The 15,870-nt window shown below is 66.0% G+C and carries 13 protein-coding genes; 9 read left to right on the forward strand and 4 right to left on the reverse strand.

What is annotated here, in order from left to right; translation table 11 throughout:
* Positions 1 to 130: 130 nt before the first annotated feature.
* Positions 131 to 544, reverse strand: a complete 414-nt coding sequence (locus MKW15_RS05190) for a nuclear transport factor 2 family protein (protein ID WP_240856504.1) — start codon at positions 542 to 544, stop codon at positions 131 to 133.
* A gap of 62 nt (positions 545 to 606) precedes the next feature.
* On the opposite strand from MKW15_RS05190, the gene MKW15_RS05195 reads away from it, so the two are divergent.
* From MKW15_RS05195 to MKW15_RS05205, 3 genes are all read left to right on the forward strand, one after another.
* Positions 607 to 1,323, forward strand: coding sequence for a TetR/AcrR family transcriptional regulator (locus MKW15_RS05195; RefSeq protein ID WP_240856505.1), 717 nt, complete (start codon positions 607 to 609; stop codon positions 1,321 to 1,323).
* An 84-nt stretch (positions 1,324 to 1,407) separates the two neighbouring features.
* Positions 1,408 to 1,761 (forward strand): hypothetical protein, encoded by a 354-nt coding sequence (locus MKW15_RS05200; RefSeq protein ID WP_240856506.1) that lies wholly within the window; start codon positions 1,408 to 1,410, stop codon positions 1,759 to 1,761.
* Between the two features lie 103 nt (positions 1,762 to 1,864).
* On the forward strand, positions 1,865 to 2,062 hold the full coding sequence (locus MKW15_RS05205) for a hypothetical protein (protein WP_240856507.1): 198 nt from the start codon (positions 1,865 to 1,867) through the stop codon (positions 2,060 to 2,062).
* A gap of 4 nt (positions 2,063 to 2,066) precedes the next feature.
* Here the strand turns inward: MKW15_RS05205 and MKW15_RS05210 are convergent, their stop codons facing one another.
* Positions 2,067 to 2,876, reverse strand: coding sequence for a dioxygenase family protein (locus MKW15_RS05210; protein ID WP_374246331.1), 810 nt, complete (start codon positions 2,874 to 2,876; stop codon positions 2,067 to 2,069).
* A gap of 90 nt (positions 2,877 to 2,966) precedes the next feature.
* On the opposite strand from MKW15_RS05210, the gene mfd reads away from it, so the two are divergent.
* Positions 2,967 to 6,551 carry a transcription-repair coupling factor gene (gene mfd / locus MKW15_RS05215; RefSeq protein WP_240856509.1) on the forward strand — a complete coding sequence of 1,195 codons (3,585 nt, stop codon included), beginning with the start codon at positions 2,967 to 2,969 and terminating at the stop codon, positions 6,549 to 6,551.
* A gap of 187 nt (positions 6,552 to 6,738) precedes the next feature.
* Here mfd and MKW15_RS05220 read toward each other — a convergent pair whose 3' ends face one another.
* Positions 6,739 to 7,812, reverse strand: coding sequence for a M48 family metallopeptidase (locus MKW15_RS05220; protein ID WP_374246336.1), 1,074 nt, complete (start codon positions 7,810 to 7,812; stop codon positions 6,739 to 6,741).
* Between the two features lie 145 nt (positions 7,813 to 7,957).
* On the opposite strand from MKW15_RS05220, the gene MKW15_RS05225 reads away from it, so the two are divergent.
* From MKW15_RS05225 to cysC, 5 genes are all read left to right on the forward strand, one after another.
* Positions 7,958 to 8,923, forward strand: a complete 966-nt coding sequence (locus MKW15_RS05225; RefSeq protein ID WP_240856510.1) for a nucleoside triphosphate pyrophosphohydrolase — start codon at positions 7,958 to 7,960, stop codon at positions 8,921 to 8,923.
* Positions 8,924 to 9,029: 106 nt separating this feature from the next.
* Positions 9,030 to 10,463, forward strand: a complete 1,434-nt coding sequence (locus MKW15_RS05230) for a sulfatase family protein (RefSeq protein WP_240856511.1) — start codon at positions 9,030 to 9,032, stop codon at positions 10,461 to 10,463.
* A gap of 119 nt (positions 10,464 to 10,582) precedes the next feature.
* On the forward strand, positions 10,583 to 11,380 hold the full coding sequence (gene stf0 / locus MKW15_RS05235; protein ID WP_240856512.1) for a trehalose 2-sulfotransferase: 798 nt from the start codon (positions 10,583 to 10,585) through the stop codon (positions 11,378 to 11,380).
* Positions 11,377 to 12,354, forward strand: coding sequence for a sulfate adenylyltransferase subunit CysD (gene cysD, locus MKW15_RS05240; RefSeq protein ID WP_240856513.1), 978 nt, complete (start codon positions 11,377 to 11,379; stop codon positions 12,352 to 12,354). The genes stf0 and cysD overlap by 4 nt, the downstream gene beginning before the upstream one ends.
* Positions 12,354 to 14,288, forward strand: coding sequence for an adenylyl-sulfate kinase (gene cysC, locus MKW15_RS05245; RefSeq protein ID WP_240856514.1), 1,935 nt, complete (start codon positions 12,354 to 12,356; stop codon positions 14,286 to 14,288). Before cysD ends, cysC begins: the two co-directional genes overlap by 1 nt.
* Before the next feature lie 246 nt (positions 14,289 to 14,534).
* Here the strand turns inward: cysC and efeB are convergent, their stop codons facing one another.
* Positions 14,535 to 15,842 carry an iron uptake transporter deferrochelatase/peroxidase subunit gene (gene efeB / locus MKW15_RS05250; protein ID WP_240856515.1) on the reverse strand — a complete coding sequence of 436 codons (1,308 nt, stop codon included), beginning with the start codon at positions 15,840 to 15,842 and terminating at the stop codon, positions 14,535 to 14,537.
* Positions 15,843 to 15,870: the final 28 nt, after the last annotated feature.

The following is a 15,870-nucleotide window of genomic DNA, read 5'->3' on the forward strand; positions in this document are numbered from 1 at the left end:
ATCTGACCTTACGCATACCGAACGGCCATGCGGTGCTCTTTGGACGTCGTAGTTGTCGGCGCGAACTGCAGTAGACCTGCTGATCAGGCGATTCCGCCTGCCCCCGGCTTTTACTCGCGATGATGAAATGTCACGCGACCCGGGCGTCGAAGCACTTCTCCAACGACCGGGCGGTGATTCGCCAGCCGTCGTCGGTCAGAGTCCACGCGTCGAGGTACCAGAGTCCCAACAGATGCGTCGAGGAGTCGGTCTGCATCGGATTGAGACACAGGGTTCGCGTCCGTGCACGAGTGCCGTCGACCGTTATGTCGTGATTGCCCACCAAGTGGCAGTAGGCGGTGAAGGCGGGCAGAACCTCGCCCAGCCACGCCTGCACTTCGGCCAGGTCACCGACGATTCCGCCCATCGCGCTGTAGTCGATGCGTGCGTCGGCGGTGAACACCCGGTCGAGGTCACCGAACCGTCGTGCGTCGACGGCGGTGGAGTAGTCGGTCAAGGCCTGCGTGATCTCCAGGCGGGCAGAAATCTCCTCGATGCTCAGCATCCGTGCAGTCTGACACCGCAGTGCAGCGCTTGGGAGAACCTTCGGAGTACTAGTCTGTTGCCATGGCAGTCAGTCGTCCCACTGATGGTGGCGCCGAGGTGCGACGCGCCCCGCGGGCCCGGATGACCGGTGCGCAGCGTCGCCTGCAGCTGATCGAGGTGGCCCGCGGATTGTTCGCCGAACGCGGCTTCGAGGGCACGTCCATCGAAGAGATCGCGCAGCGCGCCGGTGTGTCCAAGCCGATCGTCTACGAGCACTTCGGTGGCAAAGAGGGTCTGTACGCGGTGGTCGTCGACCGCGAGATGGAAACCCTTCTCGAGATGGTGACGTCGTCGCTGACGAAGAACCGGTCGCTGTACCGCATCCAACAGGTGGCGCTTGCGTTGCTGACCTACATGGAGGAGCGTACCGACGGCTTCCGTATTCTGGTTCGCGGCGACAGCACCGCGTCGACCGACGAAACAGCCACGTACTCAAGCCTTTTGAACGATGCCATCAGCCAGGTCGAGCACATCCTGGCCGGCGATTTCGAACGCCGCGGCTTCGAGCCGGGGCTTGCACCTCTGTATGCGCAGGCGCTGGTGGGCATGGTGTCGGTCACCGCGCAATGGTGGCTTGATGTCCGCGAACCGTCGAAAGAGGTTGTCGCAGCACATCTTGTCAACCTGTGCTGGAACGGACTGACCCGCCTCGACCCGAATCCCGAACTGGTGGGACCCGACTATGTGGAACCCAAGGAGAACGTGGAACCCAAGGAGCGCTTGATCACCGACGAGTGACCCGGTGAAGTGCCTGTGGATCGACGACGATCACCAAAGTCGATCGGGTGTTAGCGTGACGCGAAACAACCAGGGGGGAAGCGCATGTCAGATCTTGTTGTGGATCCATCGTCGCTCACGTCCGCCGCTCTCGAGATCCAGCAGTGCGCTGCGCGGCTGGGTGCGCTCAAGTTGGCGGCCGGCTTCCGAAGTGGCTACTCGACAGCGACATTCGGGCAGCTCGCAGGCGCGTTCAAGGGTGCGACCACCGACATGACGGATGTCGCCGGCACGGCCGACCAGCAGATCGCCAGATCGTTGGCCAATACGTCCGCCCGGCCTTTGTGCATGCAGCTTCGGCAGTCGAAACCCAGTCCGTCATCGTGGCAGTTGCGCTGGTGGTGGCGTGCGCAATCGCTGCACCGCGTCGCCCCACCGCCGTCCGCTGGGCATTGGTAATCGCGGTTGGTGCGTGTGTTGGTGGTCTGACCTCCGTGTTGCTGCCGGTGTGGCACTGAACATGGGCGGTCGATTCTTCGGTCCCGCAACACCATTCGCGGCGATGGTTGCACTGGGTGCGGCAGTGATCGCGGTGACCTACCTCTGGGTGGTCGGTTTCCTTGTGATCGTAGCGTTCGCGCTGGTTGCGGCAGCGTGCGCAATTGCCCCCGGCAAGCAACGCCAGTTCGGAGTAGGGGCAGTCATCGGATGCGCGGTCTGCGTGAGTGGACTCGCGGTGGCGATTGCCACGACGTTCTAGCGCGCTACGTCAGTACAAGACTCCGCTTGGCCAACCCCATCCAGAAGCCGTCGATCACCTGGTCCGGGCGTTGTTCTGGGTCCGTACTCGCGCCGAGGGTGACGAACAGCGGTGAGAAGTGCTCGATGGTCGGGTGGGCGTACGGCATTCCCGGGGCCTTGATGCGAAAGTCGATGAGCGACTCCACATCTCCGGCGGTGAAACGTTCGTGTGCCCAGGCGTCGAATTCGGCGGACCACGTCGGAGGTGTCGCGTCGGGCCGCGGATCGGTGAGGTAGGGAAGTCCGTGCGTGGTGAACCCGGACCCGATGATCAGCACGCCCTCGTCGCGCAGCGGCGCCAGTCGACGGCCGAGGTCGAGAAGTCGCTCCGGGTCGAGTGTCGGTAGGGAGATCTGGAGAACCGGAATCTCGGCGTCCGGGTACATGACGGTGAGCGGGACGTAGGCACCGTGGTCGAGCCGGCGATTCGGGGCGTGCGCGACGGGCTCGCCGTCGGGCATCAACGCCGCGACGCGTCGGGCGAGCTCCGGGGCGCCGGGTGACCAGTAAGTGGTCTCGTAGAAGCGGTCCGGGAAGCCCCAGAAGTCGTAGGTCAGCGGGGTGTGCGCGTCGGTGGACCCGATGGTCAGTGGTGCGGCTTCCCAGTGCGCGGACACGACGAGGATCGCGGTCGGGCGCGGGAGGTCTGCGGAGAGGCCGGCAAGTTGCTCGACCCATATCTCGCTGTCGACCAGCGGCGGGGCGCCGTGGCTGAGGAACAACGCGGGGATGCGATCCGACTGTGGGGCGTCGGTGGGCTCTGACATGGACATATCTTACTAAACAGAACTGCGGTCCGGTTTGTTTCCACAGGTGGCCGGGGTGATCGTGGCCGTCCCGGCGTCCCACCTACAATTGCTGGAGTGTCGACTCCGCGCGCCCTCGTCGGGCTTTCAGAACTTGCCTGCGCCGACACGGCGATCCACGGACTCGTCGCACGACGCGACGAACGCCGCCTCGACATCACCGCTCCCGACGCCGCACGACCGTTCGTGGTGTCCTGCCTGGCCAAGGATTCAGCGGCCCCGCTCCTCGTCGTCTCCGCGAACGGACGGGAGGCCGACGACCTGACCGCCGAACTCGGCGAGCTGCTCGACGACCCCGAAGCGGTCGCCCAGTTCCCCTCCTGGGAGACGCTCCCGCATGAGCGGCTGTCGCCCAGCGCCGACACCGTCGGCCAGCGACTCGCAGTTCTCCATCGGCTCGCCGATCCCGGCGATCGCCCGCTCGCAGTCGTGGTCACCACGGTGCGCTCGCTGGTGCAGCCCATGGCACCGGGACTTGGTGACGTCACCACGATCACTCTCCGTGAGGGTCTCGAGATCGACTTCGACCGCTTGCTCGTCGACCTGGTCGAGATGGCTTACGAGCGGGTCGACATGGTCGGCCGCCGCGGCGAGTTCGCGGTACGCGGCGGCATCCTCGACGTCTTCGGCACCACCGCCGACTTCCCGGTGCGCGTCGAGTTCTGGGGCGACGAGATCACCGAGATGCGCGCGTTCTCCGTGGCCGACCAGCGCAGCCAGCCCGAGGTCGACGCGTCCACAGTGATCGTCCACCCGTGCCGCGAGTTGCTCCTGACCCACCAGATACGCAGTCGGGCAGCCGAACTCGCCGAGAAGTCCGAGGGTGACCCGACGCTCACCGAGATGCTGACCAAGCTGGCCGAGGGTATTCCGGTCAACGGCATGGAAGCTCTCATCCCGGCACTCGTCGACGGTGAGATGCAACTCCTCACCGAAGTGGTGCCGGACGGGACGCGGGTACTGATCCTCGATCCCGAGAAGGTGCGCACGCGCGCAGCCGATCTGGCCAAGACGGGTGCAGAGTTCCTCGAGGCGTCGTGGACCGCTGCGGCGATGGGCGCCTCGGCCCCGATCGACGGGCGTTCGTCGCAAACCCTCGGAGTGGATCTGCAGGCGAGTGCCTACCGGCCGCTCGACGGGGTGGAAGAGTCCACGTTGGCGGCGGGGCGGTCGTGGTGGACGATGAGTCCGCTGTCCACCGGCTCGGGTGACGAGGTGGAGCTCGATCTCGCGGCGGGCCCGGCTCCACGCGGCAACAACGACGAGATCGCCGCGGTGTTCGCACAACTGCGCGCGCATGTGACGGGTGGTAAGACGGCAGCGATCGTGGTGGCGGGCAAGGGAACTGCCCAGCGCGTCGGCGAGCGGCTCGCTGACGCCGAAGTTCCGCACGTGCTTGCCGAACCCGGGTACCGGCCCCAGCCGGGCGAGGTGACGGTGTTCGGCGGCACCTTGCGTCAGGGGCTGGTGTGTCCCGACGCCGGGTTGGTCATCGTCACCGAATCCGATCTCACCGGCACCCGGGTCGCGAATGTCCGTGACGGGCGCCGACTTCCGGCCAAGCGTCGCAACCAGGTCGATCCGCTGGCGCTGACCGCAGGCGATCTCGTCGTCCACGACCAGCACGGCATCGGCAAATTCGTCGAGATGATCGAGCGCACGGTGTCGGGTGCGCGGCGGGAGTACCTGGTGCTCGAGTACTCACCGTCGAAGCGTGGCCAGCCGGGCGACCGATTGTATGTCCCGATGGATGCCCTCGACCAGCTCTCCCGCTACGTCGGCGGCGAGCAGCCGTCGCTGTCCAAACTGGGCGGATCGGACTGGCAGAACACAAAGCGCAAGGCGCGCAAGGCGGTCCGTGAGATCGCGGGCGAGCTCGTGCAACTCTACGCCGCGCGGCATGCCGCTCCCGGTCACGCGTTCGGGCCCGACACCCCCTGGCAGCAGGAGATGGAAGACGCCTTCGACTTCACCGAGACCGTCGACCAGCTCACCGTCATCGCCGAGGTCAAGTCCGACATGGAACGACCGGTGCCGATGGACCGGGTGATCGTCGGCGACGTCGGCTACGGAAAGACCGAGATCGCGGTCCGCGCCGCTTTCAAGGCGGTGCAGGACGGCAAGCAGGTTGCCGTGCTGGTCCCGACGACGATCCTTGCGCAACAACATCTTCAGACCTTTTCCGAACGGATGACCGGGTTCCCGGTGCGGGTTCGCGGCCTGTCGCGGTTCACCGACGCCAAAGAGTCCAAAGAGGTCATCGGCGCGATGGCGAGCGGTGAGGTGGACATCGTGATCGGCACCCACCGCCTGCTGCAGACCGGCGTCACCTGGAAAGATCTGGGTCTGGTGATCGTCGACGAGGAGCAGCGCTTCGGCGTCGAACACAAGGAACACATCAAATCCCTTCGGACGCATGTGGATGTGCTGACGATGTCGGCGACGCCGATCCCGCGCACACTGGAGATGTCGATGGCCGGGATCCGGGAGATGTCGACGATCCTCACCCCGCCGGAGGAACGTCATCCCGTCCTCACCTATGTCGGCGCCTACGCGCCGAAGCAGGTCGCCGCCGCCATCCGGCGCGAACTCCTGCGTGACGGCCAGGTCTTCTACGTGCACAACCGGGTGTCGACCATCGACAAGACCGCGCGCGACATCTCCGCGATGGTTCCGGAGGCGAAGGTTGTTGTCGCGCATGGTCAGATGAACGAGGATCAGCTGGAACGAACGGTGTCGGGGTTCTGGAATCGCGAGTTCGACGTGCTGGTGTGTACCACGATCATCGAGACCGGCCTGGACATCTCGAATGCCAACACGCTGATCGTCGACCGTGCGGAGAACCTCGGGCTCTCCCAGTTGCACCAGTTGCGTGGCCGTGTGGGCCGCAGCCGCGAACGCGGGTATGCCTACCTGCTGTACAGCCCTGAGCGGCCATTGACCGAGACGGCTTACGACCGCCTTGCGACGATCGCGCAGAACAACGAGCTCGGTGCCGGAATGGCGGTGGCGCTCAAGGATCTCGAGCTTCGCGGTGCCGGTAATGTGCTCGGTGCGGAGCAGTCCGGGCATGTGGCGGGCGTGGGTTTCGACCTCTACGTCCGGCTCGTCGGGGAGGCCGTGGAAGCCTACCGCGCAGCCGCCGACGGGCGTGAAGTGACCACCCAGGAAACCGGGGAGGTGCGCATCGACCTGCCGGTCGACGCGCACATTCCGGTCGAGTATGTCGACTCCGACCGCCTACGACTCGAGGCCTACCGCAAGCTCGCGTCGGCCACCGACGACGCCGCAGTCGACGGCGTGATCGCCGAACTCACCGACCGCTACGGCGAGCCCCCGGTCGAGACAACACGATTGGCGTCGATCGCGCGCCTGCGGTTGCGTTGTCGCGAGCGTGGCGTCACCGAGATCGGCTTGGCCGGAACAGGAATGAAGATCTCGCCGCTGCCGCTGCTCGACAGCGAGCAGGTGCGCCTGAAGCGCCTCTACCCGGCTGCCACCTTCCGCGCGACCACATCCGTTGTGACGCTGCCCATCCCACGCACCGGAGGCGTGGGATCAGCACGCTTGCGCGACGACGAGCTCATCGTCTACCTGACGACTTTCCTGACGCAGCTCAAGCCGAATCCTACTGCGAATTGATCCGCTGATCAGCGCAGAGACGCGTTATCGCCATCGCTGCCTGAGGTGCGACGAGCGCTAGCGAGGAGCCTCGAAGGCCGTGGTGAGACGACTATTTCGTCTCACTAGGGGCTAATGGGGGTCCTCGCTAGCGCTTCTCACACCTCAGCCATCGGTAGGGGGGCATCGAGGCTCGGCTATCGCGAAATCACTCCGATTTCGGGTCGTCGTACTTCTTCTTGGCCGTGCTCCGCCAGTCGGTGAACTTGCGATTGACGTTCTCGGCGACGTCGAAGGCCGCCTGACCGGCCGCGTCGACCACCCCGCCGAGCCCGTCGCGAATGCCTTTGACCAGGGGGTCCTCGGATTCGTCGAAGTTGTCGCGGTACATGCGCGCGGCTTCGGCGGCGTCGTCGGAGACCGAGGCGGTGGCGTCGTCGTCGCGGAACGGGTAGGTGCCCGAAAGGATGCGCCCATACCCGCCGCGGTCGACCCAGCGGGTGAGTTCGGCGGCCCGCAGTACCGAGAACGGATGCGACATGAGTTCGAGGTTCAGCAGTTTGAGGACACCGTCGCGAAGGTCGCCGGTGCGTTCGTACTCCTTCGCCTGTGCGACAAAGGCTTGCGTGTCCATCTGATCGAGGTGTTTGCCACCGGCGAGTTTGAGTTCGACGCGAAGCGCCGTGTCGAGGTCCTGGCAGCACAGCAAACCTGCACGGTCGCCGGAGAGTTCGGATTTGCGTTGCCATTCCATGAGTGCGGCGACCAGCGCGCGCAACGCCCAGCCGCCCAGCGGGATGAACCCGATCGATGCGGCCAGCCGGGTGAGGTGCATGAGCATGGTGCGGTAGACCGCGTGGCCCGAAAGTGCATGGCCGAGTTCGTGTCCGACGACGAATCGCATCTCGTCGTGGTCCATCAGTTCGTACATCGCGGAGGTGATCACGATGAACGGGCGGTCCATGCCGATGCAGAAGGCATTGACGACGGGGGATTGGGTGACGAAGAGTTCCGGTTTGACCGGCGAGTCGAGTACTCGAACAGACTCGTCCATGAGGCGGTCGAGGTCGGCGAACTGTTTGTCGTTCGCCCGGGCCGACGTGGCGAGATACATGAGTCGGTGCTGCCGCTCGCGCAGCAGACTCGACAGCACCTTCAGCACCTGATCGAAGCCCTTGAGTTTGCGCAGCGCGGTGAGCGCGGTGCGGTCGGCCGGATGCTCCCAAGCGCGTGAACTGATTCCCGGAAACGTCGCCCGGACCGGCACCGGCATGTGATCCACAAAATCTCCCCTCGACCCTGGCCCAATCTAACCGTTGTGCACCCATCCGCGTGGCGGCACTGCATCGTCCGAATGACCGCACGTAAGGTTTGAACCGTTCTGTATGCACCGATCGTGGGGTTCGAGTGAAAGGCGCAATGCCGAGATGACCGTGGTTCTCCTGGATCCCACCCGCCCCGACATGATCCCGATCCGGGCCCGCAACCTGCTCTCCGGTCGGGTGATGGTCACCGAAGACGTGTCGGCCGCGACGCTCTGGGAATTCGACCACGTCGAGCCCGCTGTCGACGCAGGTCCCGACGACGCCGACGCTGTGCTGGTCAGCACCGATCGGGAGCACCCGCTTGTACGTGCTCGTATCGCACGCGGCGACGACGTGATCGCCGCGGCCCGGATCTCCGGCGCGGCGCTGCTCGAGTCCGTGGCGCTGATGGACACCTTGCGTCGAAATGGGCCGTGGGAGAGTCAGCAGACCCATGCCTCGCTGCGGCGGTACCTGCTCGAGGAGGTTTACGAGCTCCTCGACGCCATCGATCTCGACGACCCGGACGAACTGCGTGAGGAGCTGGGAGACCTGTTGCTGCAGGTGCTGTTCCATGCGCGCATCGCCGCCGACGATCCGGGTGCCCCCTTCGACATCGACGACGTCGCACGCAGCTTCACCCAGAAGGTGCAGGGACGCACACCCGGCGTGCTGTCGGGTGCGCACTCCGATCTCGAAACACAGATCCGGGAATGGGAGGAGCGCAAGGCCGCCGAGAAGCAACGAGGATCGGTGCTCGACGGGATCGCGACCACTCAACCCGCGCTCGCGCTCACGCAGAAGGTCCTCGAGCGGCTCACTGCCGCGAAGTACCCCGTCGAGACCATTGATCCGCAGGTCCTGACGATCACCGTGACCCTCGCCGGCGACAGCGTCGAAGATTCCGCTCGTCGACGCGTCCTCGCGTTGATCGAGCAGGTTCGAGCCGCCGAAGAACGCGCGAAGGGTTCAGACTTGACGCTTGACACACCCGAGGCCTGGCATCGGGTCCTGACCGACAACAGCACCGACACCACCGACATCACCGACGCGCCGGACGCGACGTCCCAACCGTTCGACTCGCACTGATTTCAACCCCTTCGACGGCGCCCTGTCAGCGGAGCCGCGCGGAGCGCCGCAAGACCGCGACGGCACCCCGTCGGACGTGCGAAAACGTTCCATGCATCATGGAGGGATGGTTGACGAGACTGCAGGTGGCGCCGATTCCGGCTCGCGCACTTCGCGTGAGAACGTGATTCTGGTGCATTGGCACGACCTCGGGCGGCACCTTGCGTGCTATGGGGCCGAGGGTGTTGTGAGTCCCCATCTCGACGATCTCGCAGCTCGCGGCGTCCGATTCACCGACGCGCACGCGACTGCGCCGCTGTGTTCGCCGGCCCGTGGATCGCTGTTCACCGGCCAGTATCCGCATCGGAACGGGCTGGTCGGGCTTGCCCATCACGGGTTCGAGTACCACCCGGGCGTCCGGACGCTGCCTTCGCTCCTCGGGGACGCCGGGTACCGCTCCGTGCTGTTCGGCATGCAGCACGAGAGCGCCGATCCGACGAAGCTGGGCTTCGACACGGTCGACGTCACGGAGTCGCGCTGCGATTACGTGGTGGCCCGGTCGCAGGAGTGGCTCACCGACCACGTCGCCACGACGCCGGACCAGCCGTTCTTCCTGACCGCGGGCTTCTTCGAGACGCATCGCCCCTACCCGGCCGACGAGTACGACCACGCCGACCCCGACGGCCTCGGCGTGCCCGGTTTCCTGCCGGACACACCCGAGGTGCGCGAGGATCTTGCCGGCCTGCACGGCAGCATCACTGCGGCCGACGCTGCGGTCGGCCGCCTGCTCGACACCGTCGATGCGCTCGGACTGGGTGAGACCACGTGGATCGTCTTCGTGACCGACCACGGACTGGCCTTCCCGCGCGCGAAATCGACGCTGTATGCCGAAGGGACCGGGGTGGCGCTCATCGTCGCACCGCCGCGTGCGCGTGGCATCGCACCGCGGGTCTACGACGACCTGTTCTCCGGCGTGGATCTCGCGCCCACCGTGCTCGACCTGCTGGGTATCGGGTTGCCCGACGACATCGACGGCTACTCGCATGCCGGCCAGATCGATTCGCGTGACACACAACCGGTGCGCGGCGAGGTGTATACCGAGAAGACCTATCACGACGCCTTCGATCCGATCCGGGCCATTCGCACCAAGCGCTACAGCTACATCGAGAATTACGCCGACCGACCCGAACTTCTTCTGCCGCTTGACATCGCGGACAGTCTGTCGGCCACCGCGGTCGACAAGGTGCAGGCGGCCGCGCCGCGCGCCCACGCGGAACTCTACGATCTGCGCGACGATCCGTACGAGCGGACCAACCTCGTCGACGATCCGCGTTGTGCCGACGTCGTCGAGGAACTACGGACCCGACTGTCGCAGTGGCGCACCGCCACCGGCGATGACCTGCCCTCCGACGAGGCGGGCACCGCGATTGCCGAACGGTTCATGGCGGAATACCGGGAGAAGGCCGAACACGTGGCGCCGGACGAGGAGGCGTTGCCGTCGCGGCGGCCTCAGGGCGCGCGCCGTGAGCTCGCCGGTGGCGTCATCACCGGCGTTCGCTGACCGGTATGCACTGTCCGTCCTTGCCGCTGCACATGACGGCCTGAATGTAAAGACTTACGTTCTCGACGCTCGTAAAACCCCAGGTTGCGAAGTGTTTTCGGGTCGCTACACTTCCTCTCGTGTCGACGACGGAGAGTTATCTGGTGTGCGCCAGCCAGCGCAGCGGCAGCACGCTGCTCGTGGAATCGTTGGCGACGACGGGGGTTGCGGGAACGCCAGAAGAGTTCTTTCAGTACTTCTCCACCTCCTCGTTGTCGCCGCAGCCGCGGGAGTGGTTTGCCGGGGTCGACGATCCCGAGATCCTCGAGTTGCTCGCCCCGCTCGAACCGGGGACGGTGGATACTCGCGACGCCGATCAGTGGCGCAGCGACCTCCTCGATGCCGGGCGATCGGCCAACGGGGTGTGGGGCGGCAAGCTCATGTGGAACCAGACGCCGCTGCTGATCGCGCGCACTCGGGTGGGTTCCGGCTCGCTGCGGACCGCCATCCGGTCACTCTTCGGTGGCACCGACCCGGTGTTCGTGCACGTCTATCGTGAAGATGTTGTGCCGCAAGCCGTGTCGATGTGGCGCGCGGTGCAGACCAGAACGTGGCGCGACGACGGCGGCGGGGACAGCGCAGCTGCCGACAACGCGGTCTATCACGCGCGCGGCATCGCGCACCTCGCGGGAATCCTTGCCGAACAGGAACGACAGTGGCGCAACTGGTTTGCCGCCGAGGAGATCGAGACACTCGACATCGAATTCGTCGAGTTGGTGAAGGATCCCACCAAGGCGACGGCCCGTGTTCTCGAGGCGATCGGCCAGGACCCGGAGCTCGCGCCGCCGCCACCGCTGAAACCCCAGTCCAATACCCGCTCGAAGGAATGGGCGCAGCAGTATCGAGAAGACGCCGCCCGGAACGGATACCCACTATGAGTGCTTTGGCCCAGAGCGATACCGTTGACCCCGTCGGCGCTGTCGACGCCGTCGACGTCGACCATGTCGCCGCCATCCGTGTCCTGGAGGCGGAGGCCGTCCACATCATCCGCGAGGTCGCGGCCGAACTCGAGCATCCAGTGCTTCTGTTCTCGGGAGGCAAGGACTCGATCGTCCTGTTACGCCTGGCGGAGAAGGCTTTTCGGCCCGCGCCGCTGCCATTCCCGATCCTGCATGTGGATACCGGCCACAACTTCGACGAGGTCATCGACTTCCGTGATCGCCGCGTCGCGCCCACTCCGGAGAATCCGGAAGGGATCGAGTTGATCGTCGCATCGGTCCAGGAGTCGATCGATTCGGGCCGGGTGGCCGAGTCGACCGACCCGTCCGGTTCGCGCAACCGTCTGCAGACCCGCACCTTGCTCGACGCACTCGAGGCGGGCGGCTTCGACGCCGCGTTCGGTGGTGCACGACGCGACGAGGATCGCGCCCGCGCCAAGGAACGGGTGTTCAGCTTCCGAGACGAGTTCGGTCAGTGGGATCCGCGCGCTCAGCGACCCGAGCCGTGGTCGCTCTACAACGGTCGGATCCGACCGCGCGAGTCGGTGCGGGTGTTCCCGCTGTCCAACTGGACCGAACTCGACATCTGGCGCTACATCGAACTCGAAGGGCTCGAACTTCCCTCGATCTACTTCGCGAGTGAGCGTGAGGTTTTCGACCGCGACGGCATCTTGCTCGCGGTGTCGGAGTATTCGCAGCCGGCCGATCATCACGTCGTCACCACCGAGTGGGTGCGCTACCGCACCGTCGGCGACCTGACCATCACCGGTGCGGTGCGCTCACAGGCCAGTACGATTCCGCAGATCATCGAAGAGATTTCTGCCGCAACGGTTTCCGAGCGCGGAGAGACCCGCGCCGACGACCGTACATCCAGCGCGGCCATGGAAGACCGCAAACGCGAAGGATACTTCTGATGACCTCGACGACATCGCTCCCGGCCCCCGCGTCGACCACCGACGTCGGTGAATCCTTGCATACGCACGGCCGCCAGTTTCTCCGCATCGCCACCGCGGGAAGCGTCGACGACGGCAAATCCACGCTGATCGGCCGCATCCTGCACGACACCGGCAGTCTGCCGACCGATCACCTCGCCGCCGTCACCAACGGCGACGGCGACGTCGATCTGGCGGCGCTGTCGGACGGACTGCGTGCCGAACGCGAACAGGGCATCACGATCGATGTCGCGTACCGGTTCTTCGCGACGCAGACGCGCAGCTACGTTCTCGCCGACACCCCCGGGCATGAGCGCTACACCCGCAACATGTTCACCGGCGCGTCGAATGCACACGTCGCCGTGCTGCTCATCGACGCGCACAGCGGTTTGCAGCGTCAGACCCGACGCCACGCGCGGATCGCGACGTTGGTCGGTGTCCCGCATGTGATCGCGGCGGTCAACAAGATCGACCTCGTCGACTTCTCGGAAGCACGATTCGACCAGATCAGGGCCGACTTGGCCGACCTGGCAACACAACTCGGCATCGATGAGATCTCGGCGATCCCGGTCGCGGCCAAACACGGCGACAACGTGGTGCACCGTTCGGCGCGCACCCCCTGGTACGAGGGTCCGACGCTGCTGGAGTACCTCGAAGGCGTCGAACTCGTCGCACCCGCGCCGTTGCGCGAAGAGTTGCGGTTGCCGGTGCAGTGGGTGTCGCGTCCCACCGAGAAGCATCGTCGTACCTACACGGGACGGTTGGCGGCGGGCACGATGAAGGTGGGCGACGAGATCCTCGTGCTGCCGTCCGGCAGTCGCAGCGTCGTCACCGCACTCGACACCCTCGACGACGACCGCGACGTGGCTGTGGCGCCCTTGTCGGTCGGCGTCCAACTCGCCGACGACATCGACATCGGCCGCGGCGACGTGATCGTCAGCGGCGTAGACGGAGCACACACCCCGGTACTGGCCCGGGAGATCGACGCCCACGTCTGCTGGCTATCGACGACCCCGCTGCGGGCCGGGGATCGGGTGGCGCTCAAGCACGGCGCGTCGACGGTCCGGGCCACCGTGCAGTCGCTGGAGCGACGGCTCGACCCGGACACGCTGATCGAGCATGTCGGCCCAGGGGAGTTGACCCTCAACGACATCGGCACCATCACGTTGCGGACGTCGTCGGTGGTGACGGCGGATCGCTACGCGGAGAACCGCGACACCGGTGCCTTCATCCTGATCGACGAGGCGTCCAACGACACCGTCGCCGCAGGAACGATCCTCGAACCACGAGAAGTGGTTCCCGGCAAGGCAACTCGTAACGACATCAAATGGCATCCGAGTTCGCTGGCCCGCGCCGAACGGTGGACCCTGACCGGGCAGCGCGGCGCAACCGTGTGGCTCACCGGTCTTCCCGCGTCGGGTAAATCGACGGTGGCCGTCGCGCTCGAACGTGCGATCGTCGCGCGCGGCCGGGTGGCTTACCTCCTCGACGGTGACAACATCCGACACGGCATCTCCGACGATCTGGGTTTCTCGCCGGGCGATCGCGCCGAGAACATCCGGCGCGTGGGTCATCTCGCCCGACTCTTCGCCGACGCCGGGGTCGTGGCCATCGCGTCGATGGTGTCCCCGTTGCGCTCCGACCGCGACATAGCCCGTGAACTTCACCGTGTCGCCGACCTCGAGTTCATCGAGGTCCATGTCTCGACGCCGGTCAACGAGTGCGAACGCCGAGATCCCAAGGGGCTCTACCTGCGTGCGCGCCGGGGCGAACTTCGCGGACTCACGGGCATCGACGCGCCCTACGAGAGTCCGGACCACCCCGACCTCCGATTCGACACCACCGGCGCCGACATCGACGCGCTCGCCGCGTTGGTGCTGGGAGCACTGATGGACCGCGGGATCATCGAGGCCTGACGCTCCGCCCGCCATCCCGCTCCGCCCGCCATCCCGCTCCGCCCGCCATCCCGCTCCGCCCGCCATCCCGCTCCGCCCGCCATCCCGCTCCGCCCGCCATCCCGCTCCCTGAGGTGCTCGAGGCGCTAGCCGAGAGCCTCGAAGGGTTGGTGAGACAAAGAATTTCATCTCACCAGGGCCTTCGAGGTTCCTCGCTTGCGCTCGTCGCACCTCAGCCGGCGGTAGGGTAGGCGGCGGTAAAGCGACCTAAGACTCGAACAACCCCTGACCCCACCACTCGCCGTCGGCCAGTCCGGGCGGAACCGCGAAGATCGATGAGCCGTTGGGGATCAGGTATTCGGTCATGGCGTCGCGTCGTGAAAGTTCTTGCTGCATCGGGATGAACTGGGTCTGCGGGTCCCGGTTGAAGGCGATGAAGAACAAACCGGCGTCGAGGTGGCCGAATCCGTCGGAACCGTCGGTGAAGTTGTATCCGCGCCGGAGGATCTGCACACCGCCGAGGTTGTCCGGATGTGCCAGGCGCACATGGGCATTGCGCGGGATCATGGGTGCGCCGTAGGAGGTGATCTGGAAGTCGGGGGTGTCGAATTCCTTCTTCTGGCCCAACGGTGCGCCGCTGTTCTTCTCTCGGCCGATGATCTGCTCCTGCTCAAGGAGGTTGGCGCGGTCCCACGGCTCGATGTCCATCCGGATACGACGGGCAACCAGATAGCTGCCGCCAGTCATCCATTGGGCTCCCGGCGGATTGTCGGCGGCGTCCACCCACACCCAGCGGTCGAGCAGGTCGGTGTCCTCGGCGCGCAGGTTCGCGGTGCCGTCCTTGAACCCGAACATGTTTCGCGGGGTCTCCTGGGCCTGCGTGGTGGAGGCGGTGCGACCGAAGCCGAGCTGCGACCATCGCACGGCCACCACCCCGAAACCCATTCGGGCGAGGTTGCGGATCGCGTGGACGGCGACTTGCGGGTCGTCGGCGCAGGCCTGCACGCAGATGTCGCCGTAGGAGCGCAGCGGATCGATGCGCTCGGCAGCGAAGATGGGAAGGTCCTGCAGCACAGCCGGTTTCCGGTCGGCGAGACCGAATCGGTCGCCGCGGCCGGGAAATGCTGCGGTGGGTCCGAACAGTCCGGGACCGAATCCGATGGTCAGGGTGAGCTTTGACGGCGAGAGTCCCAGCGCCTCACCGGTGTCGGCGGGTGGGACGTAGTTGCCCAACCCGGTCGCGCCGTTCTCGACGGTCTCTTCGCCGCGCGTCATCCGCTCCGCGGCAACCGTCCACGCTTTGAGCACGGCCACCAGATCGTCACGCGACTCGGTCACGACGTCGAAACTGGCGAAATGCAGACGATCCTGGGCCGCGGTCACGATGCCGGCCTGTCGCTCGCCGCGGAACGCGACGATCTCCGACGACTCCTCCGGCTCGGGCGCAGTCGCCCGGCCGACGGCCATCCCGCCGGCCGCAGCGACCACCACACCGGCCCCGGCGCCACCCAGCAACGCGCGCCGCGACAGCCGCGAGCGTCCTGAATCTTCCGGTGCCGGTGTGGTTTCGCTCATCGTGTCCCCGTCATCGCGTCCCAGTCGT

This window comes from Gordonia gummivorans (assembly GCF_022513585.1).
GTDB lineage: Bacteria > Actinomycetota > Actinomycetes > Mycobacteriales > Mycobacteriaceae > Gordonia.